Annotated in this window: 13 protein-coding genes; 11 read left to right on the top strand and 2 right to left on the bottom strand. The window is 57.0% G+C overall.

The genetic code is table 11. The features are described from left to right. Positions 1 to 120: 120 nt before the first annotated feature. The 11 genes from Pla52o_RS25070 (at position 121) to Pla52o_RS25025 (ending at position 17,530) form a co-directional block, all read left to right on the top strand. Positions 121 to 5,898 (top strand): secretin N-terminal domain-containing protein, encoded by a 5,778-nt coding sequence (locus tag Pla52o_RS25070; protein ID WP_197169513.1) that lies wholly within the window; start codon positions 121 to 123, stop codon positions 5,896 to 5,898. Positions 5,899 to 6,330: 432 nt separating this feature from the next. After that, positions 6,331 to 8,022, top strand: a complete 1,692-nt coding sequence (locus Pla52o_RS25065) for a GspE/PulE family protein (protein ID WP_146597383.1) — start codon at positions 6,331 to 6,333, stop codon at positions 8,020 to 8,022. Between the two features lie 20 nt (positions 8,023 to 8,042). Further along, positions 8,043 to 9,263, top strand: a complete 1,221-nt coding sequence (locus Pla52o_RS25060; RefSeq protein WP_146597382.1) for a type II secretion system F family protein — start codon at positions 8,043 to 8,045, stop codon at positions 9,261 to 9,263. A 32-nt stretch (positions 9,264 to 9,295) separates the two neighbouring features. Further along, positions 9,296 to 9,799 carry a type II secretion system major pseudopilin GspG gene (gene gspG, locus Pla52o_RS25055; protein ID WP_146597381.1) on the top strand — a complete coding sequence of 168 codons (504 nt, stop codon included), beginning with the start codon at positions 9,296 to 9,298 and terminating at the stop codon, positions 9,797 to 9,799. 5 nt (positions 9,800 to 9,804) lie between these two features. Next, complete coding sequence (locus Pla52o_RS27210) at positions 9,805 to 10,557, top strand: hypothetical protein (protein WP_197169512.1); 753 nt, start codon at positions 9,805 to 9,807, stop codon at positions 10,555 to 10,557. After that, positions 10,554 to 11,111, top strand: a complete 558-nt coding sequence (locus Pla52o_RS25050; RefSeq protein WP_197169511.1) for a type IV pilus modification PilV family protein — start codon at positions 10,554 to 10,556, stop codon at positions 11,109 to 11,111. The genes Pla52o_RS27210 and Pla52o_RS25050 overlap by 4 nt, the downstream gene beginning before the upstream one ends. After that, positions 11,108 to 12,250, top strand: a complete 1,143-nt coding sequence (locus tag Pla52o_RS25045) for a prepilin-type N-terminal cleavage/methylation domain-containing protein (protein WP_146597379.1) — start codon at positions 11,108 to 11,110, stop codon at positions 12,248 to 12,250. Before Pla52o_RS25050 ends, Pla52o_RS25045 begins: the two co-directional genes overlap by 4 nt. Then, entirely contained in the window at positions 12,250 to 13,974 is a 1,725-nt protein-coding gene (locus Pla52o_RS25040; protein ID WP_146597378.1) for a general secretion pathway protein GspK, read from the top strand. Before Pla52o_RS25045 ends, Pla52o_RS25040 begins: the two co-directional genes overlap by 1 nt. Before the next feature lie 162 nt (positions 13,975 to 14,136). Further along, a complete protein-coding gene (locus Pla52o_RS25035; RefSeq protein WP_146597377.1) occupies positions 14,137 to 15,900 on the top strand; it encodes a hypothetical protein in 1,764 nt (587 codons plus the stop codon). Then, complete coding sequence (locus Pla52o_RS25030; RefSeq protein WP_146597376.1) at positions 15,897 to 16,811, top strand: hypothetical protein; 915 nt, start codon at positions 15,897 to 15,899, stop codon at positions 16,809 to 16,811. Before Pla52o_RS25035 ends, Pla52o_RS25030 begins: the two co-directional genes overlap by 4 nt. 26 nt (positions 16,812 to 16,837) lie before the next feature. Further along, entirely contained in the window at positions 16,838 to 17,530 is a 693-nt protein-coding gene (locus tag Pla52o_RS25025; RefSeq protein WP_146597375.1) for a BON domain-containing protein, read from the top strand. A gap of 15 nt (positions 17,531 to 17,545) precedes the next feature. Here Pla52o_RS25025 and Pla52o_RS25020 read toward each other — a convergent pair whose 3' ends face one another. Beyond that, the gene (locus Pla52o_RS25020) at positions 17,546 to 18,562 is read right to left on the bottom strand and encodes a hypothetical protein (RefSeq protein WP_146597374.1); all 1,017 of its coding nucleotides are present in this window, start codon (positions 18,560 to 18,562) and stop codon (positions 17,546 to 17,548) included. Next, entirely contained in the window at positions 18,562 to 21,933 is a 3,372-nt protein-coding gene (locus Pla52o_RS25015) for a secretin N-terminal domain-containing protein (protein WP_197169510.1), read from the bottom strand. Before Pla52o_RS25015 ends, Pla52o_RS25020 begins: the two co-directional genes overlap by 1 nt. Positions 21,934 to 22,003: the final 70 nt, after the last annotated feature.

Below are 22,003 nucleotides of genomic sequence, written 5' to 3'. Positions count from 1 at the left end.
GGCGAAAGGCTCGATTCCAACTATACTGGGCGGTTCGAACCGATTGGTCGCTCGCGCACCCCTCTTTGTGCCCGGTCACCACTCCCCGCCTCCTTCCCCATCTTTATTCGAGTCCTGTCGATGTTGACTGGCCGTTTGACCGCGATGCGTTACGCGTGGTTATTGACTTCCATTTTTGCGATTCACGCTGCAGAAAACGTTGCGGCCCAGGACGCTGATCTATCGCGGTTGGCCCATCCCGAGGTGGCTGAACGTCTAAGCTTGGATGATGCCCAGCGCGCTCAGATTCAGAACTTGCTCTTGAAGCGAGCCGAAGGACTTGCGGCCACCCAAGTGGACGCGGAAAAGAAAGCGGTCGAAACTGACTTTCGGCAACAAATCTTGGCGTTGCTTACCGACCAACAACGGGCACAATTCACAGCTTCGGCACCGACCGAAAGGCTGATGTTTCAGTTTCGCGAGATGAAATGGGACGATGTGCTGAATTGGTTCGCCGCGCAGCAGGATCTCACCCTGGTGATGGACCGCACGCCTGCGGGAACATTTACCTACAGCGATTCACGCTCCTATTCGGCGCGCGAAGGAATCGATCTGCTCAACAGCGTACTGATGACGCGTGGGTTCACGTTGGTGCGCCGTGAAAAGATGTTGGTCGTGATGGAGTTGAACGATTCGATCCCGTTGGAATTGCTGCCGCGAGTTTCCCAAGAGCAATTGGACGAACGCGGACGATTTGAAATTGTGAGCGTGCAATTTCCGTTAGCCGGACGTCCGATTGAAGCCGTTTTGCAAGAGGTAAAACCCTACTTGAGCGGTTACGGACGGGCGATTCCCTTGGCCCGGGGCAGCCAATTGTTGGTCGTTGAAACGGCGGGCAAAATGAAGACGATCAACGAATTGATTGCCGCAGTGCCGCTTCCCAAGCCGACACCCAAACCCGAGAAACCGGCTCCGCCCCCGAAGCCCGTCTTTGCCGCTTACCCCTTGGGCGACATGGACAGTGCGGCAGCGTTGGAGACGATCCTGAAGTTAATTCCTAGCGAGCAAATCACCGTCGACGCGAAGACCGGCGTGCTGAGTGCTTACGTGATCCCGGAGCAACAAACGGCGATCAAAACCGCAATCGATCAGATGCACGCCAGCCGATCGGGATTATCGGGCGCCGAGTCGGTCGCCTATCCCCTTTCCGGTATGCAGGGCGAACAAATTCAATCGCAACTGGCCCGCTTGGTGCCACGAGCGACGATCACGGTCACGTCCGACCGCATCCTCGTGACCGGCGCTAGCGAGGACCAGGCATTGATTCGTTCGGCAATGCAGGCGCTCGACATCAAACCGGTCACGGAAGAAAAATCGTTGCGGATCTATGAGGTGGCGCCGGCGGCGGTGGAACAAGTGGCGACCGCCCTACGCTCGTTTTTGCCCAACAGTATCGTAGCTACCAACCCGACGCTCGGACGTGTATTGGTCCGTGGCTCCGAAGGTGATCTGAAACTCGCTACCGAAGTCATCGAAATTTGGCAACAATCCGAGGCGACCGCGGGGTTGAAGCTACGCGCCTTTGCATTGGATCGTTCCGCCGACGCCGCTTGGCTCACAACTGTGCAACAAATTGTCCCCAACGCCAAGTCTTGGCTGGGCCCCGGGGGACGGCAATTGATGCTGTTGGGTGGAAACGAGGAAATCGCGGCAATCGAAAGCATTTTGCCTCAGTTGCTCACCGTGTTGCCGCCCCCCACAGTACGACAGATGCAAATCTATCGACTCAGCAAGAACCAGCGATCACGGCGAAGCAGTTTGACACAGCTTCCCACGGCGCTCGCCGATGTAACGTTGGTCGATGGCGAAAACAGCGACGAGTTACTGGTTTGGGCTAGCCCCGACCAACACGCCTCGTTTGCAAAGCTGCTCGAACAAATCGACCAACCTACTTCGACTCCCGAAATGACGGTGCCCCGATCCTATGCACTTGAGGTTCAAGATGTCGCCACCGTGACCCAGATTCTGACCGCGGAGTTCCCCGGCGCTCAATTGGCTATCAATCCCGACGGGGATGAGTTGACGGTACTGGCGACTGCGGAATTACAACCACAAATCGAAAAGCGAATTGAAGAGTTCAACGTCCAATTGCCAGGAAAACCCCAGCAAGTGTTGGAAAACTATGGAGTCAAAGGCATGCCGGTCGCAGCGTTACAGCTGGCGCTAACTCCGTTATTAGCGAATGCTCGAACAACGCTCGATAGCGACGGCAATCGTTTGTTGGTGTGGGCCGACAAACAAACTCACCAAGAATTGCGTCAGTTGGTCGAAGCCATCGGCACCGCGCCCGACGTGGCTCAACAGAAAGTGGTGATGGCATATGCCTTGAAGCACTCCACCGCGACAAACGTCAAATTGATTCTCGACGCGATTGTGCGAGACGCGTCGGTGGTGGCTGACGACAAATTGCGTCAATTGGTGGTCACGGGAACCCTCGAGACGCAGGCGACCGTGAAGGCGACGTTGGAACAGATCGATCGCGCGGGTGCCGATCGCCAACCCACCGAGATCCGTAGCTATGAAACCGAACAACTCAACGCCACAACCTTGCTACCTACGTTGCAAGCGATGTGGCCTGGGATGCAATTGACCGCGGACGCGACCGCCAACCGCGTCGTCGCCTCCGGCACCGAACAAGAGCAACAACAATTGCAAGCCGCCTTGAAGCAATTGCTGGCGGTCCCCGGTGACCAAGCCGAACTCGTCAAAACGTATCCGGTTCCGTTTGGTGAGATGACGACGCTGCCGGCGATTTTGATGCAATTGGCTCCGCAAGCCTTGATCAGCAGCGATCCGGTTTCACGGACGGTGACGGTCTGGGCGTCTGCGGATCAACAAACACGGGTCCAACAAGCCTTGGATGAGTTAGGGAAAAACGCCCAAAACGCGATGCAACCGGCGACTTACATCGTCAAACCGACCCAATTGGTCGCCGTCCAAAGTTCGCTACAAACGTTATTCCCCGCCATCGGCATCGCCGCCGACACGACGACCGGACAATTGATCGTCGTGGCCCAGGAAGAGACGCAAAAGCGAGTCGCGGCGGTGATCGAATTGTTGTCCAACGGGCCCAATGCGGAAGAGAACACGACCAAGGTGCTGCGGTTTGATCCCAAGCAAATTGATTTGGCCAATGTGTTGTCGGCGTTGCAATCGACGATTCCGCCCCAGGTTCGATTGGAATCCAATCCCGCCAACCATACGATCTTGGCGATCGGATCGCCCAGCGACTTGGCGCGGGTCGATGCGATGGTCGAGAAATTGGTCGAACAATTGCCGCCCGCCGAGACCTTGTCTTCCGTTGTCTATCCGTTGCAGCACGCCGATCCGACTTCGGCGTTAACGGTCTTAACTCGATTGATTCCGCAAGCCACGTTCGCTCAAGATGCCGTATCGAAAACCATTTCGGCCACGGCCACAAGCGAACATCATGTCGCGATCGCGGAATTCATTAAATCGTTTGACGTCCAGCGAACAAACTCGATGGAAACACAGGTGTATCGCTTCGAACGAGCCAATCCCGCTGGTTTAGCAGTGACGCTTCGCAGACTGATGCCGGACGCGACGTTCATGGGGGATGCCGCCCAGAAGGCGTTGGTGGCAACGGCACTACCGGAACAACACCAGCGGATTGCGACCATCGTCAAGGAGTACGACCTTCAGCGTGAAAATACGCAAACACGCGTGTTCACCGTCGGCAATGCGCGGGTGGTCACATTACGAAACGCGGTCCAAGAAATGGCCACGGAGGCGGTCGTCACCGCCGACCCTGGATCGAACAGTTTGATCGTGACCGCGACGGCCGAAGAGTTAGAGCAGATCGCGGAAATCATTGAACAGATTGAACATGGTGGCAGCGAACCTCGAACCACCGAATTCTATGCCGTCGTCGGTAGCCAGCCGTTGCCGTTGTCACGAGCATTGCAAGACAGTTTTCCCAAAGTCACCTTCGCCGCAGATGCCGTCAGCGGCGGGCTGTTTGCGACTGCGACCAAGCAGGATCACGCCGGCATCGCTCAAGTCATTGAAACCCTAAACACACAACCGACGCGACTGCCGACGCTCAAATCCTTTGTGCTCAAACATGCTCATCCCGAGGTCGTGGCCGACGCAATCAAAGAAGCACTAGGGCGGCGAACAAAAGCGGGGGTCAGCTTCAATCGTGAAACCAACAGCATCTTTGTGGTGGGGAGTCGCGATGATTTGCAAGTTGCCGAAATGCTTGTCGAACAGATCGATGTTGCCAAAACGACGGTCGATTCTCGCAAATTGAGAGTCTTTCCGCTGGGCGGCGCGGACGGAATCTCGGTCACCGACGCGATTGAAAACCTGTTCGACGAGGCGGCCGGGGCGGACGTCGACGTGCGTTACGATTCGTTAAACGAACAATTGTTTGTCGTGGGCGACGCTCAGCAAATTGCGATGGTCGAAGAGACGCTCAAGCAACTCGCCCCGCCCGAACGCCAACTCAAAATCATTGAGCTCGAGGCCACGGACCCACAATCGTTCAAGATGGCCGCCGACGCCTTGTTCGAGGACGAACCTTACAATTTGATGCCGACGATCACTGTCAGCAACGATCAGCAAACGGTGCTGGTTCGCGCCACCGCCCCGCAACTCAAAGCGATGGAAGAATTGCTGCAGCAAATGGGTGAATCCTTCACGTCGGTAACCGCCACCGGGGACAATGAAAATCTCAACGGCGGTGGCGGACGCCTGCGATTTGTTCCCGTCCATCGCAATTCCGAAACATTGCTCGAAGATTTGCGACGATTGTGGCCCGGGATCGGCGGCAATCCGATCGAAGTCATCCGGCCTGAAGGCAGCGTTTTGCCGCAGAAACCGAAATCCAATGCCCCACCGATCCAAGCCACACCGGCCGCCGAGGATCCCCGCGATCGGCGAGACGATTCCGCAGGGCCGAATTCAACGCCCAGCGACAACGGGACGCGATTGACGAGCACGCCGCAATCGGATGCAGAGGAACATGCCGCCGAAACCAAGCCTGAAACCAAACCGACCGCCCCCCAAAAAACGGCTGCCGCGGCCCCATCGACCACTTCGCCACCGGCAAACCCTTCGGTGGCTCCTATCGTCGTGGTGGTCGGGGATCAGCAATGGACCTTGGCTTCCGCGGATCGCCAGGCGTTGGACAAATTCCAGCGACTGCTCGGGACGCTGTTGAGTCCCCGGTTAGAGCCGTTTACGACGACCGGCAACTACTCGGTTTACCTACTGCGTCACGCTGGCGCCGACCAGGTGCAGGATTTGTTGACCGATCTATTTTCACCGCCTACCCAGGGGCGGCGATCACGGGCGGCGTCGTTCTCCGACGTGCTTCAACGCGTCAAGATCGTCGCGGACGCCCGCATTAACGCACTGATCGTCAGCGGTAACCGCAACGATCGTCGTACCGTCGAAGAGTTATTGGGGGTCCTCGATTCCGAGGAATTGCTCAATTCGCTACAGCAGATCACTCCCACCATGATCACGCTGCAAAATGCGAGTGCAGAGAACGTCGAACGAGTTTTGCGTGACGTGTACCGATCCCAACTGTCCGCCGGCGCCGGTCGACGTCCCGTCGCCATTCCTGAAGGCGTTTCGTTGGAAGTGGCCACGATGCTTCAGCAAATCAATGCGCAGGCCTCGGGGCCGTTGTTGACCGTCTCAGTGGATGAGGCTAGCAACTCACTCGTATTGCGTGCCCCCCCCGAGTTGACTGGCGAAATCCGCACTTTCATTGAGTCGCTCGACCAGCAGGCCAAAGATGCCCCCTCCCGAAGGGTAGATCTGATTCGTCTCCGCTCCACCAATACCGCAAGTATTGAGAAAGCTCTCCGGATTTTGATGGCTAAGTAATCGTGTTCCTCAAAGCCGGGATCGGCAACGCAGGTTGCCAAAATCGCCAAAGTTGACTTATCCGAGTATCGTTTATACGGTTCAGAGGAGCAGTTTTCGTTTCCCCGTAGATGCTAACAAGTTGACCTGTAACGATAATTCAAGTAGTTTCTGGGCTGTTCAAACTACGTAACCCATCCATTTCGACCCTACGTGCTCCGCACGTCCTCCCCACCTCAGCTGCTCACTCAGATTCTCCCAGCACTTCAATCCCACCCTTTGCCAGAGCGATCCACGGACGACTGAGTCCGGTTTCATCGCGGTCACCCCATCCAAGAGATGAAGACGCGGTTCGATCGATTCGGTTCTCCACCGCTGTTTCGGTTAGGCATTTGCTAACCCAATCCCCCAGCTCGCGGAGCGAGTTCCCACCTGTTTGCTAAGGAATGAACGATGATTGCTAATACTGTTGCGCTACATCCTCAGCTGGATTCGACCCAATTACGACAACTCGCCGACACATTGCGTGATGGCGATCCGTTGGAAACGCTAGTCGATCGATGGTCGTTCAATAACCGCCAAGAGTTATTGGCGGTCAGTGCAAGTTCCTTGGGTCTTGAGTGGCTCGATACGGACGAGGGCGATTTGCCTGCCGACGCCATGGAAGGGTTCCCGATGAAGTTGATTCATCGGCACGAGGTATTTCCGCTCGAGCGCGGCCCGGGCTGGATCAAATTAGCCATTAGCAATCCCTTTGACTTTGCCGCGGTCGATTCGGTCGCTTCGGCTCTGGAGGTCGAAGTGCGTCCCGTGGTGGCAACCGCCGAGACGGTCCAACGGCTGATCAAACGTAATCTGGGTGTCGGTTCAGAGACAATCGATGGCTTGATCGCGCTCCAACGTCAGGCGGGTGACGTCGAGATGCTCGAGGAGCTCGATGCGGATAGTTTGGAGGATGCCGAGGAAGCCCAGCAAGCATCCGTGGTGCGGTTGGTCAACGAAATTCTCAGCGAAGCGATTGAGGTGCGGGCCAGCGATATTCACGTGGAGTCCCAAGAGGCGGGATTAAAGCTTCGCTATCGCATCGACGGCGTGTTGCAAAAACAACCGACTCCACCGGAAATGAACCAGTTCCGCGCCGCCATCATCAGCCGCCTCAAAATCATGGCGAAGATGAACATTGCGGAGAAACGGATTCCTCAGGACGGTCGCATCAAGTTGCGGGTCGCCGGTCGCGAAGTCGATGTCCGTGTTTCGATCATCCCGATGCTACATGGCGAAGGGGTGGTGATGCGTGTGTTGGACAAATCGAATTTGAGTTTCTCGCTCAAGGGCGTCGGGATGCCCGACTCGGTGTACGAGAAGTTCCAGAAACTGATTCGGCTACCTCACGGCATCGTCTTGGTCACCGGGCCGACCGGTTCGGGAAAAACGACGACGCTCTACAGCGCGCTGAGCGAAATCAAATCCGAGGACAACAAAATTGTCACCACCGAAGATCCGATCGAGTACCAACTTGACGGGATCAACCAAATTCAAGTGCACACCAAGGTGGGATTGACCTTCGCCGCGTGTCTGCGGGCGATTTTGCGGCATGACCCCGACGTGGTTTTGATCGGTGAAATTCGCGATTTGGAAACCGCCGAAAACGCGACCCAAGCTTCGTTGACTGGACACATGGTGTTTAGCACCTTGCATACGAACGATTCAGCCGGCGCGTTCATGCGGCTGAACGACATGGGCGTCGAACCATTCCTGGTAGCCAATACGGTCGAAGGTGTTTTGGCTCAGCGGTTGGTCCGCGTGCTATGCGATGATTGCAAAGAACCGTATCGTCCCGACGTCGACGAATTGCCCGACGACTTTCCCGCCGAGGCGAGACTCGATCCGCGGCTACTAATGTACCGACCGGGCGGTTGCGAGAATTGCCGACGGACCGGCTATCGTGGTCGGATGGGCATCTATGAATTGTTGGTCACGAACGAAGAGGTGCGGCAACTGGCCTCGCAGGGCGCGAGCTCGGACTTGATCAAAAAAGCAGCCATGCAAAGCGGCATGGAAACATTGCGCATGGATGGTTGGAACAAGGCCCTTGCCGGCGTGACCACCATCGACGAAGTCCTCCGCGTTACGAAAGCGGATTAATTCGTTTGGGCGACTGAATCATGACTGACTTTACCTACACGGCCAAATCGGCGACTGGCGAGAAATGCTCCGGCAAAATTGCGGCGGCCAATCGCGCCGAAGCGATGCGACGCTTACGCGCTCAATCGCTGTTTCCGATGAGTCTGGTGGATCCCGAAGCGGTCAAGCCAAGTTGGACCACGATTTCGTTACCCGTTCGCGTGACCAAGGAGCAAACGGCCGACTTTTGTACGCAGCTCGCCGACCTGTTAACCAACGGCGTGCCGATGCTCGATTCGCTCAAGATCTTGGCCGAGGCGATGGAAAACCCACGTCTACAAGAAACCACACTGCGCATGCACGACGCGGTTTCCCAAGGCGATAGTTTGGATGAAGCGATGGCCCGCGAATCGACCATCTTCTCGGAGCTGACGCTGAGCATGGTCCGTGCGGGCCAGGAAGGGGCCTTTTTGGAAGAGGCGCTCCAGCGAACCGCCTTGTTCTTACGCAAACAAGACGAGATGCGTGGCAAGATCGTCGGCGCACTCACCTACCCCATCATCCTTGGCATCGTCGGCACCATTATCACCTCGCTGATGATTGTCTTTCTGGTGCCTAAGTTCCAACCTTTCTTTGATCGTTTGGAACAGAACGGTTCGGGGTTGCCGTTGATCACGGTGCTGTTGCTCGGCGCCAGTCACGTGATGATGCACTATGGCATTTTCTTGATCTTGGGGATGCTGGGGGTGGGACTTGGTATCCAACGTTTTTTGAACACCGAGACCGGTCGTCGGGGGCTCGATACCGTCAAACTAAAAACACCGATGCTAGGCTCGATCTTTCACGATGCGGCCGTCTCAAGAGCTTGTCGCGTGCTCGGCACGTTGCTTCGCAACGGGGTGCCGCTACTTAAATCATTGAAGATCAGCAGTGGTTCGACCGGCAATCGTTTGTTGGAAGAAGTCATGCTGAAATCCGCTGAAAATGTGACCGCCGGCGATTCGTTGTCGAAACCGTTGGCGGCCAGTGGACTGATTCCACCACAAATTATGGCCATGATTCGTGTGGCCGAGGAATCGAACACTTTGGACGAGGTGCTCGTCAAAATTGCCGATCGTATCGACAACCGTATCGAGAGACGGTTGGAGGTGTTGGTGAAAATGATCGAGCCCATGATGCTGATTTTGATTGGCAGCATGGTGATGTTCGTCATCGTAGGCGTACTGTTGCCCGTATTCGATCTGAATTCGTCCGTCGGATAACCTTTCAACTTCACAGACTAGGAGTCTTATTCATGCGTCACCGTTTCTCCCGTCACCGTTCGTTGCGTCGCGGCTTAACCCTGTTGGAATTGATGATCGTGTTGATCATCCTGGTCGGCTTGATGGCGATCGTCGGTCCACGCTTGCTGGGCTCGCAAAAGAAGGCCGATGTACGAACCACTCAAGCTCAGATTGGAAATCTCGGCTCGGCCCTTAAGATGTACGCCGTCGATATGAAGGTCTTTCCCACCACCGAGGAAGGCTTGGATTTGTTGATCAACGCCCCCGAAGATGAAGCCTTGGCCCGCAACTGGGACGGCCCTTATATCGAAGGAGGCAAGTTGCCACTCGATCCGTGGGGCAGTAGTTTTCAATACGAATATGGTCTCGGCGAAGGGGAAGAGGAACAATCCGCAGTGGACTTCCCACGCATCTTCTCACTCGGTCCCGATCGACAACCCGGCACCAGTGACGACGTCGGAAACCAACCCGCCGAAGGCGAAGAGGATTCGAGTTCGTCCTCAACCGAGGTTTAGGCTGAGTGCTTTGTCCACCGCCTGCCCCGCAGGACGCGAAACCCGCATCGCGTTTCGCGTCCGAGAACTCATCGCGATCCCGGCCAGCGTTTACGCTGCTCGAACTGGTGATCGTGCTGTTGGTGATGGTCGGGATCATGGCGGTGGTGTGGCCCAATTTACAGCGGCCACTGCGGCGAACCACGCTCGATGAGGCTGCCGAGATGCTGCGCGACGCGATCGACCAAAGTCGCTACCAAGCGTCCCTGAGCGGAACTCCCTATTTTGTCCAATTACGCCAGGGCAGAAGCGAGATCTACTCGGGAACCTTCGATAGTTTTATGGCTGCGGGGGACACGGGGTTCGCCCTGAACGACTCAGCCTCGGCGGTAGCTCCCGTCGCCACCTCGCAGAGCCGCAACGCTCCCTTGGCGACCCCGCCTCCGGCTGCCGTTCGGGCATGGCGATTGCCGACGACCGTGGTCGTGTCCCAAGTTCGCTGGACGCTCGCCGCCCCCAGCGATCCGCCATTCGATAGCGGACCGGGCGAGGGCGGACTTCCCAATGACAACAGGCTTGATCCACCGCAACGGCAAAGCGATTCGCTTCCCGGCACCTCCGGCGCGAGCCTTGGTGCGGAGGATCGCCAATGGTGGCTGCCACTTTCCGCAACGGGTCAAGGACGCGACGCGACGATCGAGCTTTACGATACCAGCATCCAGGAGACGCTCCGCGTTACCTATGCGTCGGTCACCGGTGCATTGGAGATCGCGCGATGATTCAATCGGTACGGTTTTCAACGTCGGTTCGGAATTCGAGAACCGGGTTTTCGCTACTCGAAGTCATGCTGGCGACCGCCCTCTTAGCGGCCAGCGCGATGGTGCTTAGCTCGCTGCTGGGGTTGGGTGCCAAGTTCGGTAGCCGAGCCGAGCAACTGACCGAGGCGATCTCACAAGCACAGTCGTTGATGGATGAGTTTGTGGCGTTGCCACCCCGCGATGCCGAACCCAACGAAGAGGTCAGCGGTGAGCTGGCGGGACCCCCGCCACGCGGGTATCGGATTCGCGTCACGCCGGTTTCACTCGGCGGTGGTGCCAATCGCTCTGGTTCGATCGCTTCGGTCGACGGCGCCGCGGCAGATGAAAATCGAGCGGGGCTTGTCCGCGTGACGGTCGAAATTCTCGCCACGCCGGTTGCAGCAAGCGGCGAGGGTACCACGCCGCTCTGTCGCATCTCACGCTTGGTCCGACAACGCCGTTTGACTAGCCCCCGCTTCGATTCGACCGGAGCTGCGATGACCGACTCCGATTCAATGTCGGGAGCGTTACCATGATTCGAGTGCCGGCCCTCAAGCCACGTGAGGCTTTTTCGCTGCTCGAGCTGATGCTCGCCCTGGCGCTGCTGGGTGCGTTGATGAGTGTGGCGTGGTCGTTGATGGGAACCTATCGTGATGCTGAAGAGCGAGGTTGGAAGGTAGCCCGTCGCACTCAGGTGATCCGTTCGGCGCGAAATTGGCTAGAGAACGACATTCAACACTTGGCGGCGACCGCGTTACCCGAGCGTTCGCTGCATCCCAGCCCGAGTGCGAGTATCGCGTCGACGACCGCTCGCTTGACGGGAAACACGCAAGGTTTCTCGGCCACGATCGTGCCGTCACTCGACCCCCTGCCCTTTCTCGAACGATTGATGTCGGATCCCGCAGCGGACGAATTCGAAGAGCCGATATTGAGTTCGACCTCGGCCGTTCCCGCAACACCAACCACGGCAACGCCATGGCCCGCCGAACGCCTCGAAATCGAATATCGCTTGTCGCCCTCGGCAAGCCCTTCGTCGTCTCAAGTGAATTCACCAAACGTTGCGGTGGGACTCGATACGCCCGATGTTCAATACACACTGATTCGTAGCGAGCTGAGTAGCCCAAACTCGATTTCCGGTTCCGATACGACATTGGGAAGTTCCGAAGCAACGTCGGCGGCTGATCGCTTGTTGACGGCTCAAGACCTGTATCGGCAAAACGAGGATCAACCGATTGCACGCGGAGTCCCGCTCAAGGAATCAAGACTCGAAGGATTGCTCGAATGCCAATTCCGATACTGTGACGGCCAATCGTGGAAGAGTTCGTGGAACAGCGACATCGATGGAGGATTGCCGACTGCGATTGCACTGAGTTTTAACTTTCCTGCGCGATCCGAGATGCGTCGCCCCGAGCCGCCAAGGCCATCGAGCGGTCCGTTTGAAGACGAATTGGACAACACGCAAGACGATTTGCAGCTCTCGTTTGCGGATTCCGCCTTGGCTACCGAACCGGTGGCCGAGGTATCCACCGCAGGCGAGGAAAGTCTGATGCAACGCGAAGGCCACGAGGTGACGATTGTGGTGCTCGTCGAGGCTCGTCCAATGTCGCGTCCCGCTTCCGCCCCGTTCTCGGGACCGTTTACGGGATCCTACGATGCACCGGGAGGTGACTTCTGATGTTGGCACGCAATCCAAATCACGGTGCTTGTAAACGACGCCGTGGCATGGCCCTGTTGGTCGTGATGGTGTTGACCATGTTGATCGCACTCGGCGCGTATCGCTATTCCTTTACCATGCAGAGTCAATATCGCGTGACTCGCGTTCATGAGGAACAAGTACAGGCGAAGTTAGCGGCGCTCAGTGGTCTCGAATTAGCCGCGTCGCTTTTGGAAACCTCCCCAACCCAGCGTGCCAACCGAGGCGGAGTGCAGTCCAATTCGCCGCTGTTTCAGCACGTGCCTGTCGAGGCTTCAGCAAACGAGTCCGAATCCACCGGGGACACCAACTTGTGGCACGTCAGTGTGGTGTCCCCAAGGAATCTCGCGTCGGATGCAAACGGAGGCGGCGTGGACTCGACCGCAGCAGGGGCCATCGGCGGCGACGCCGCGAACTCGCCATTGCGATTTGGTTTAGAGAACGAATCGGCCAAGCTTCACCTGCCCACTCTGTTGCAATGGGAACGACAGTTTCCCGGCCATGCTCGTGCGACGTTGATGCGGTTGCCCGGTGCCACCGCTGAGTTGATCGATGCTTGGCTGCGTCGGCTGGGAGTGGCCCGCCGAGACGGATCTGCGACCGGGGAGAGTCGCTTGCTCGATCGCTTGGAAAACGCCGCCCCCGCCGTCGACCAGCAAGCCAGCGCCGACGCGTTGCGGTTCCATTGGCTCGGCGGAGATCTCAACCAGAATTATCGACTCGATCCGCTGGAGCTACATTGGGCCGCACGCATGATGTCAGAGGGCGAATCCGCCGCCGGTTCATCCTCGCTCGGCGGGGGAGGATCGACGAGCGAGAGCCAGCTACCGTTAGCGTGGCAGAGGTATTTGACGTGGCACAGTGGCCAGCGAAACGAGAGCGCTGCGGGGGAGCCCCGGCTCTATTTGAACGAAGACAACTTAACAACGCTGCATCAAAGACTGCTTCAAGTCTGGCCATTGGAATGGGCGAACTATGTGATCGCCGTGCGGCAGTATGGTCTCGGGGGATCAAACACCCAGCCCACCGGGGACTCATCAAGTGACACCTCGGAGGTGTCCGGGACGAATTGGTCGCCCGATTTCAGCTTACCGGCAAAGTATTCGCTCGTCAGCGTCCTCGATTTGGTGGAAGCTCGCATCGAGGTGCCCGCAACGGAATCTACTACCGAGTCTGAATCTGCGGCCCGCGATGCATCGGGGAAAAAACAGACGCTCCCCAATCCCTTTACCAGTGACATCTCGACCAGCCGCGACTATCTTGGAAGGTTGTTGAATGAGTCGACGGTGGATCTCGCCCCGATCCTCGAGGGACGCGTTGACGTAACCGAAGCGCCCGTCGAAGTCTTGGCGGGTGTCCCTGGGATCGATCTCGCATTAGCACAAGCCATTGTCCGCCAGAGGCCTACGACCGAGGGTGCGACGGTTTCCAAGGCGAGCGAATCGATTGCCTGGATGCTCGAAGCCGGCTTGGTCGATCGGAGTCGGTTAAAACAACTCGAACCCTACCTGACGTCACGTAGCGACGTCTACTCGCTGCAAGCGGTGGGCTACCGGGACGCGGTCAGTCCGGTATGTCGCTGTACGGCAATCATCGATGCCCGCCAAATTCCTGCCCAAATCACAAACCCTCAATACTGGCATCCTTGGGACCGTGGTTTTTCCATCGAAACATTCTCGCTCACCCCAGTTGCCAATCCTTTATAGATCGCATCCTACCGTTGAGCAGCGGACCTTTTTTGAGAACCGCTCTGATTGAACCGCGAATCGCTCCGCATCGGCCTGCGATTCCAACGCCCTCCCCAAGATATTCCCACGCCCTCCATGATCACGCTCACGTGCCTGTGATTCCCTGAATTTGTAAACCGTATGAACGTCACCGACAAAATTTTCCAATTGCGCAAGCGCGGGACTCGGTCCAAGGCCAGCGGTCGAGTGGCGGTGGTCCATTGGGACCGCGAAACGATCGATTATTTAGTGGTCTCGCCCAAGACCAAACAACTATCGGCTCAAGATACCGGTCGGGTGGAACGCGGCGATCACGACAATCCCTTGCTGGCGTTGTCGGAGCACTTCGAAGAGCACTCGATTCGGGCTCAGGGGTTAATCGTGCTGCTCTCGCGCCCGATGCTCGATCAATTGATGTTGACGCTTCCCCCCGCCGAAGAGAGTGAAATCCCAGCGTTGGTAGCGGCCGAGGTTGAACAACAACTCGGTGAATCGGATGAAGCTCCGATCGTCGACTATCATTTGCTGCCCTCGCTCGTTGCCGAGGAAACGACGACGAGCAACCAAGTATTGGCGTTCTCGCTTTCGGCTGCGGCATTAGATCTTTTGCAAACACAGAGTAGCGAGGCGGGCTTTCGCTTGACCGCGATCGGGGCGCGAGATTTGTCCCCGCTGGGAATTTTGCGTCGACGGAAAATCTCGGATGACTCGTTAACCGTTTCGGTGCATCTGTACGCGAGCGAAGTCGAACTGGCGATCTGTCGCGGCGCAGAACCGATCTTCCTGCGATTGATTCGTGTCAGCGTTGAAGACCCTCAACGTGTGGCCGAACAAATTTGGATGGAGACCCAACGTTGTCTAACGCTTTTGCCATCGGAAACAGCCGGGTTACCGCAAGGCTGGTTCGTGTTCACCACATGCGAGGCCGCGTGGGCGGTCGCACAGGCTTTGGAAGATCGTGGTTTAGCAATGCAACCGGTCGATCCGCTGATCGGATGGGAGTTGAACGGCAAAGCCTCGATCGCATCATCGACCGATAAAGAAAAAGCAACCGCCACCTATGCATCGGCGGCCAACGCAGGCGCGGCTTGGGAATTCCTTAACGGGGTGCTGCCCGTCAATCTGTTGTCCCCCAAACGAGCGCCCGTCCCGCCCAATCCGTTGGTGCGGTGGGGAGCCATCGGCGCCGCAGCCGCCTGTTTAATCGGGTTGGGCGTCTACTTCATGCTGGCCGACCTACGGCAATTGAGCACCGAGGTCGCAAGCATGGAAAACGACTTGGCGGACTCGAAAAAACTGGCCGCCAAATTTCAAGAGAAAGCGGATCAAGTCACGTTTGTCGAAGGCTGGTTAACCGACCAAGTTGATTGGTTGTCCGAGTTAAACGAGTTGTCCCGTCGCTTGCCCGATGGCCAAAACGCCACCGTCCGGCGATTGACCGCATCGGCGAACGGCAAACAAGCGGTCATCGATCTCTCGGTCCAGGTTGCCGAACAAGGAAATATCTCGCAGCTCGAAGGTCAAATTCGCAGCGCCAAGTACGCTGCCACCAGCAAGCGAATCAGCCAAAACCCCGACTCCAAAGAGTATCCGTGGCAGTTTGAGACCCATGTCACCTTCGCTGTCGAACCAGCCGATCCAAGCGTTTACGTCGCCGCCCCGCAGGCTCCCGCCGAGCCGAGCAAAGTTGGCGCTGCGGAAGTTGCCACTGCGGAAGCCCCTGACGTAGAAGCTCCAAACGCGGAAGTTCCTGACGCGGTCATGGCCGAACCGAGCCAGCCTGACACTGCCGCGCCCGCGGACTCGGCCGGCCAGGACAAACCGGATGCAAATTCCGCTCCCCCGAAAAACGCCACCCCGAATAGCGTTCCCGTGAACAATGCTCCCCAGGAGGGATCCGAATGACTCCTCGCACCCAATGGCTCATGATTGCCGGTTTGGCCGTGATGGCGTTGTATTTTGGCGATGCCTTCTACCGTGGTTGGATCGAGCAGCCGAGCCAGCAATTGAACGCCCAATACGATGCGCTAAGCAGTAGCATTCGCGATACCAAGGATGAACAAGGAATCGCTCAAAAAATGGGCAAGCGGTTGACAACCTATGCCGCTCGCGCGCTTCCCTATGATCCGCAATTGGCGCGTTCGCTATATCAAGAATGGCTGTTAACGCTCGTCGACAAGCACGAGTTGCGTTCCGCTTCGGTTGATGCGGCCCAACCCGTCGTGATTGAATTGAGATCACGCACTAAAAAAGGCAAACGACATACGATCGGACATCGCATCGCCTATTCGCTCCGTGGCCAAGCTTCGTTAGCAAAATTCGCTGAGTTCATGACGGAGTTCCGAGAGGCTGGACATTTGCATAAGGTCCGCTCGCTCGCGCTCAATCCCACGGGCAAAGAGGGAACATTGGATATCAATCTCGCGATCGAAGTACTTAGCTTAGAGGCTTCGCCAAACAAGGACCAATTGAGCGATTGGCAATTAGCCGTCGACGCTCGACCGCCGCGCAGCGTCTCAGACGAACTCGTTAAACGCAACCTGTTCGCCCGCGGCTTTGCCAAGGCGCTCTACGATATCGAACTCAAAGCGATCACGTTTGATCGCCTCGGGACGGCGCAAGCGTGGTTTCGTGTCGATGGCCGAGGAACCACCAAGACCGTTTCACTGGGACAACAAGTCCCAATCGCGTTGCACGACATTTCCGTCGTTGAAATCCAATCAAACAAAGTATTGGTCAACGTTAACCAACAACCTCACTGGATAAGCTTGGGACAATCGATTGGCCAAGTCTGTTCCGTCCCGACCGAATCTTAGTACTGACGATAATGCGAAGAATAGACATGATCCATTGCATTCGAAATCGACGACGCGCGTCGTCCCGTTGTACTGCGACCGCATTGACGAGATCGCTGAACCCTTCGCTGATGACGGCGGCGCTGGTCATCCTCGGGCTATCCTGTGGCACAGCCCAGGCCCAACTATTCGGGAGCCGTACGCTCGGCTCACCGCTGAGAAGCGACAGTGGGGATCGGGCGCGCGGCGCGAGCGTTGATGGAACGAACTCGGGGATGTTGCAAGGAAGTGAACGATTCCTGAGAGGGAATCGATCACGCAACGACTTCGTTGGCTCGAGTCGTAGCGACCAAACGGGCTTTGTCGGTGCCGGTCAAGCGATTGGGGTGGGACGCGTGCAATCGGCCACCGAAGGGCTGCGGATCGATGCGGCCAACACCCAACGAATCAACCGACCGCTTCCAAGGCAACCCCGCAGAGGAATGTATTATCCACGCTTAGAAATCGCCTTTGACGTGTCCGACGACATTTCGCTGCGCACCGAGGTCGCTCCATCGCTGCGAATTCGCCAACGCGTTACCAAGGTAGCGGGGGACGGAATCGAGCTGACGCTGGCCGATCGAACGGCCGTCTTGCGCGGTACCGTCGAATCCCAGCACGACGCCGATTTGGCGGCACGGCTTTTGAGCTTCGAGCCGGGAATCGATCACATTCAAAATGAGCTGCAGGTGCGCCCCTAAGGCCGCGATCGAGCCCTATTGTTGCCCCAGCCGTGGCGGGTTTTCAATCCAGCGGCCTTTTCGAATGTCGATTTCATCCTCAGCATCCGTGTAATTCGCTTGGAACCGTTGTTGAGTCCTAGTGCGATGGTCTATCACCTGCGTTGTCAGGGGCGAGGTTTCTTGAGCATCGCGTAGTTTTTCAAGTGAATCGGCGCTGACCCCTTTGATCGTGTTGGCGTCCGCTGCGAGTCCTCCTAAATTGTTGCTTCCGCCGGAGACGCTGGCATCGGCGGGCATGGGACTCGCTTGGCTGCCATCGCGATCCCTTTGCAAATGGCGTTGAAAGCTCGGAGGCAGGTCGATGGTCTTGATCCCACGCGAAGACGAACTCGATTTCGCTTCGTCCTTGGATTCCTCCGACGACTCGGTATGACCGGCCAATTGAATGAGCGAGAAGTTGCCGCTTGCACGCTTGGCGAGCTCCGCTTCGGAGGTGACTTTCTTTTCGGGCACTCCCGGTAAAAGCTTGATCGTGGGCTCGGAAATCGTGGTTCCTCCCTCGCTGCCCTCAAAACGCGCAATCAGACTTAACTGCATTGGCGGACCGCCGACTTCACCCCACGGCAACCATACGCTGTAGGAAGGCCCCAGCGAAGTGCGACTCATGTGAGTGGCGAATTGCTCCGCGGTGAACACAAACTTGCGCAATGGGCGTTGATCATGCGGTTGTGTTTTATCCGCATCAAACACGTATACCGCTAAGCCGCCATCGATCTCGACCGGTTCGGTATTGTCTTTCTCGTAAAAGTAGATGCGACCACCAAAACCACGCACGCCGGGCTTGTTCGGTTGATGCAGAATCGTGTCCGACCAAACCGCTAAGACGCGTTCGGGTTGGACCGGTTCTGATTCCTTGCTCCACGGCCAGCGCAGTGCCGCAGTCTTCGGGGCAAATTGACAACCACCGACCAGCGATAAAAACAACACCCAAACCGGGGCCGCCACCCATGGCGAGTTACGAACAGAGATAGATTGCTTTGGGATCGTCATTAGCGGGAACCTGCCGAGTTTTCTTGTCCTGATAATCCGACGGGCGCGATTCCATTGGGTGCGCCCTGTTCGGATGCAAAATCGATCCACGAGGGTGTCGTCGAAGGAGAATGCGTTTGCTGAGTCGGGGTGCCCGCTTGGATGGCTCCCAGCGTTGGGCTGGCCCCGCTGGCTTCGTGTGATACGGGCTGTACCGGGGGTAGCGCGGTCGGAACCCAGGCGCGGCTTGACGCCCCCTTGGCGGTCGGATTGAGTTCAGTTTGAGACGTCAGCGGAGGAGCGATCGTGGGCTGGAAGGGCAATGCCTCATTGACGGTCGGCTCTGGCAACCCACGAGGATCGTCGTCGGGGTAGATCACATCCCAGTCGCTGCGATCGATCAATTCGGTGGTCAAATCGGCTGCCGGATAGACATCGCCGTGAATATTGAAAACGTCGGCCTCACACCAGCTCATTCTGGCAAATTCCGCTTGCTTCAACTGCTCCATGTCTCCCTGTGAACGGACGACATGGGGGGTCATGATGATCAACAACTCGGTGCGTTGCATGTCGAAATAATCGTAACTAAACAAGTGCTTCAATAGCGGAAGGTCGCCGAGCCACGGAACCTGGCGATGAATCGTGCGTGTGCTCCGCGAAATCAAACCTCCCAAAATGATCGTCTCACCATCGGCGGCGCTAACTGTCGCTTGAGCGGTAATGGTATCGATTCGTGGTGAGCGGATGACCGTCCCGTCAGCCGAGATCGAGACGGGAATCCCTTGGTCTTCCGGGCCCAACTTTGATTTCTCCGCATCGATTTCCATGACGACATTGTTGTCGGGACTGATTCGTGGAGTGACCCCAATTATCAAGCCGACATTTTCGAGTTCCACATTGTTCTGGGCACCGTTTTGATTGACGATCGAATTCACAATCCGGGGGACCCGCTGGCCAACTTGGATAAAGGCTTGTTGATTGTCGAGCGTTAAGACTTGCGGTCGACTAAGGATCTCCAAACGCTGTGTCTCTTGCAGAGCACGCAATAGGAAGCTGACGTTCTCGCTGCTAGCCGAAAGCACCAATCCGCCGAAGCCCGCTTGGTCGTTATTACGACCGACCGAAAAATTGGAAATACTCTGCCCACCAACACGTCCCGAATTAGCTAGCGAGTTCGACGAACCGCTGTTGCCAAGCGGCAGGGGCGAGTTGAAATCGAAGCCGGGCACATTAGTGGCCCCCACGATCTCTTGCACCGTCTCGGTGACCACACCGGCCGGAGTGGAGGTGTTCGTCGTGCTCGTCCGCGTCAACAGGTCTCCCAACAAACTGCGATCAAAGAGCACGGAGTCCTGTAAACCGAGTTCGACACCAAATTCGTCGGTGTCGCCCAACGTGATCTCAGCGATCATGACTTGGATCATCACCTGAGGTGGTTGTTCGTCGAGTTGCTCGATCAAACGGCTAACCTCTTCGTAGTAGCGTGGTGTGGCGCTAAGAATCAACTTGTTTTGCACCGGTTCGGGAACGACGACCACTTCCTTTTCGATTTGAGCGAACGGGTTGGTCGAAGCCGGTGATGCGTTTTCGACCTGGCGTTTGCTACGCAAGAATTCGTTGACCGCCAACGCGACGTCGACTGCGGGCGAGTTTTTGAGTTGATAAACGGTGCTTTTACGTTGCATCGTATCGCTCTCGTCGAGCCGGACAATCAAAGCTTCGACGATATTCAAATCGCCTTCGGAGCCGACCGCGATGATGTTATTGCCGCGACCATCGACGGTGAACCTCAGCGGGACCAACGACGCTTCATCACGGGCGGAGGACAACTGAGGCGATCCAGCCGTCCCGGGGTTTTGGCTCGGGATCAGCGACCGTAGCATCTCGACGAGATCACCGGCGTCGCCATTGTAAATGGGGAAAATCTTGATCTTGGCAACCATCCCCGGTTTGTCGAGCTGCTCAATCAATCGCTGCACGAGGTCCAAGTTTTCGGGCGCAGTCGAGACAATGATCGTGTTGTTGCGGTCGTTGACCGTGATCTTGCTGCTGCCAAGAATACCGCTCGTCGCTACCGGCTGACCATCCTTATCCAACAATTGCAGGCTCGACTGGTTGCCGGGGGCCGAAGCCGCTAAGGCCTGCTCCAACGTGCTGGCCACATCGGCGGCTAGACTGTGATGGATTTCGAAGACCCTCGCTTGTTGCATGGCGCCTCCACGCGGAACATCCAATCGCTGCAACAGCAACTGAATCTCTTGAAGGTCACGTGGTGAAGCGTGCACGATGATCGCGTTGCTTCGATTGTCAACCATCGTTTGGATCGCGGGCGATAATCCACCACGGTTCTGGAAAAAGCTTTGCAATTGAGGTTGAACGGCACTCGCCTGCGCATGACGCAATTGAATCACCGCGAACTGTGTATCTGGGCTGACCGGACGATCCAATTTTGTGATCAATTCCTTGATCACCGTCACTGCCTCGCCCCAACCAATGAGCAGCAATGAGTTTGGTTTGATCAGCGGCGTGACCGTAACCTTCCCTTGCCGAGTACGCAGCAACTCTTGCTGGGATTGGGAAATCAGCGTAGCCACCGACTCGACGTTCGTGTGATGCAGTGGCACGATCTCGATCTCAGGCTGAGAAAGCTCGCTGGCCTCGTCGAGCCGCTTGATGATCTCCGCTAGTTCCTCAAGTTGTTGGTCTCGCCCTCGCAGGATGATTGCATCGATCTCCGGCAGCATCTCGACTTGCACGCCTTCGAAAGGAGGAACCGGCAAACTGCCTTCATCCGCGGCGGCTGGAATTGCTTCGGTCGCGGGCGAGTTGGGATCACGATTCGCGTCCGCTGCCTGGGGCGCCGCTGTCTGGGGCGCCGCTGCTAATTGCGCCGGAATCCCTTGCCTCGTTCCATTGCCAGATAATTTGGGCAAGCGAAACGGACTCTTCGATCCAGCGTCCGGATCACGCGCTGCATGAATCAACGACGACCGGGCAAACGACGCTTGGCCATTTTCGTTTAAGGGCATTGCCTTGACCGGCACGCCCGAAGCCTGCAACGCAAGCATCGAACACAATCTCGCCAATTCGGTGGTCAAACTGGATGATCCATCCAGGACCACCCTCAGTTCGGTGGGCCGGAATTCGATCATCGCCTTCGCGGTATCCGTACGAAGCTCCATCCGACGTGCATTATTGGAATCGACCTGCATGCGTGCAGGAAAGATCGCGTGAAGTGAAGCCTGGATACTCTCCATCTGTGCTGGAGGCATGGTCACTTCGCGACGCCCACTTTCTGGAGCCAGCAGTGGTGATTGCGCGTGCGCAACGACGCTACTTTGCAGCAAAACCAGAGTCGCGGCGAGGATCGACCATAATTGACGGGTGTGCATCCGTGCTCCCATTCAAAACAATAAGTGAGCTCTAAGTTCAAAACATCAGCGTTTTGGGGCACACCCGCTT

The sequence above is a fragment of the Novipirellula galeiformis genome, from assembly GCF_007860095.1.
Classification (GTDB): Bacteria; Planctomycetota; Planctomycetia; order Pirellulales; family Pirellulaceae; genus Novipirellula; species Novipirellula galeiformis.
The sequence above is the reverse complement of the archived record's forward strand: the minus strand, read 5'-3'. Positions and strand labels throughout refer to the sequence as shown.

Excerpts from the sequence above, each read along its gene's own strand:
- Pla52o_RS25025 (WP_146597375.1), top strand. The coding sequence starts at position 16,838 with ATGATCCATTGCATTCGAAATCGACGACGCGCGTCGTCCCGTTGTACT.
- Pla52o_RS25040 (WP_146597378.1), top strand. The coding sequence starts at position 12,250 with ATGTTGGCACGCAATCCAAATCACGGTGCTTGTAAACGACGCCGTGGC.
- Pla52o_RS25020 (WP_146597374.1), bottom strand. The coding sequence starts at position 18,562 with ATGACGATCCCAAAGCAATCTATCTCTGTTCGTAACTCGCCATGGGTG.
- gspG (WP_146597381.1), top strand. The coding sequence starts at position 9,296 with ATGCGTCACCGTTTCTCCCGTCACCGTTCGTTGCGTCGCGGCTTAACC.
- Pla52o_RS25045 (WP_146597379.1), top strand. The coding sequence starts at position 11,108 with ATGATTCGAGTGCCGGCCCTCAAGCCACGTGAGGCTTTTTCGCTGCTC.
- Pla52o_RS25060 (WP_146597382.1), top strand. The coding sequence starts at position 8,043 with ATGACTGACTTTACCTACACGGCCAAATCGGCGACTGGCGAGAAATGC.
- Pla52o_RS25050 (WP_197169511.1), top strand. The coding sequence starts at position 10,554 with ATGATTCAATCGGTACGGTTTTCAACGTCGGTTCGGAATTCGAGAACC.
- Pla52o_RS25065 (WP_146597383.1), top strand. The coding sequence starts at position 6,331 with ATGATTGCTAATACTGTTGCGCTACATCCTCAGCTGGATTCGACCCAA.
- Pla52o_RS25015 (WP_197169510.1), bottom strand. The coding sequence starts at position 21,933 with ATGCACACCCGTCAATTATGGTCGATCCTCGCCGCGACTCTGGTTTTG.
- Pla52o_RS25035 (WP_146597377.1), top strand. The coding sequence starts at position 14,137 with ATGAACGTCACCGACAAAATTTTCCAATTGCGCAAGCGCGGGACTCGG.
- Pla52o_RS25070 (WP_197169513.1), top strand. The coding sequence starts at position 121 with ATGTTGACTGGCCGTTTGACCGCGATGCGTTACGCGTGGTTATTGACT.
- Pla52o_RS25030 (WP_146597376.1), top strand. The coding sequence starts at position 15,897 with ATGACTCCTCGCACCCAATGGCTCATGATTGCCGGTTTGGCCGTGATG.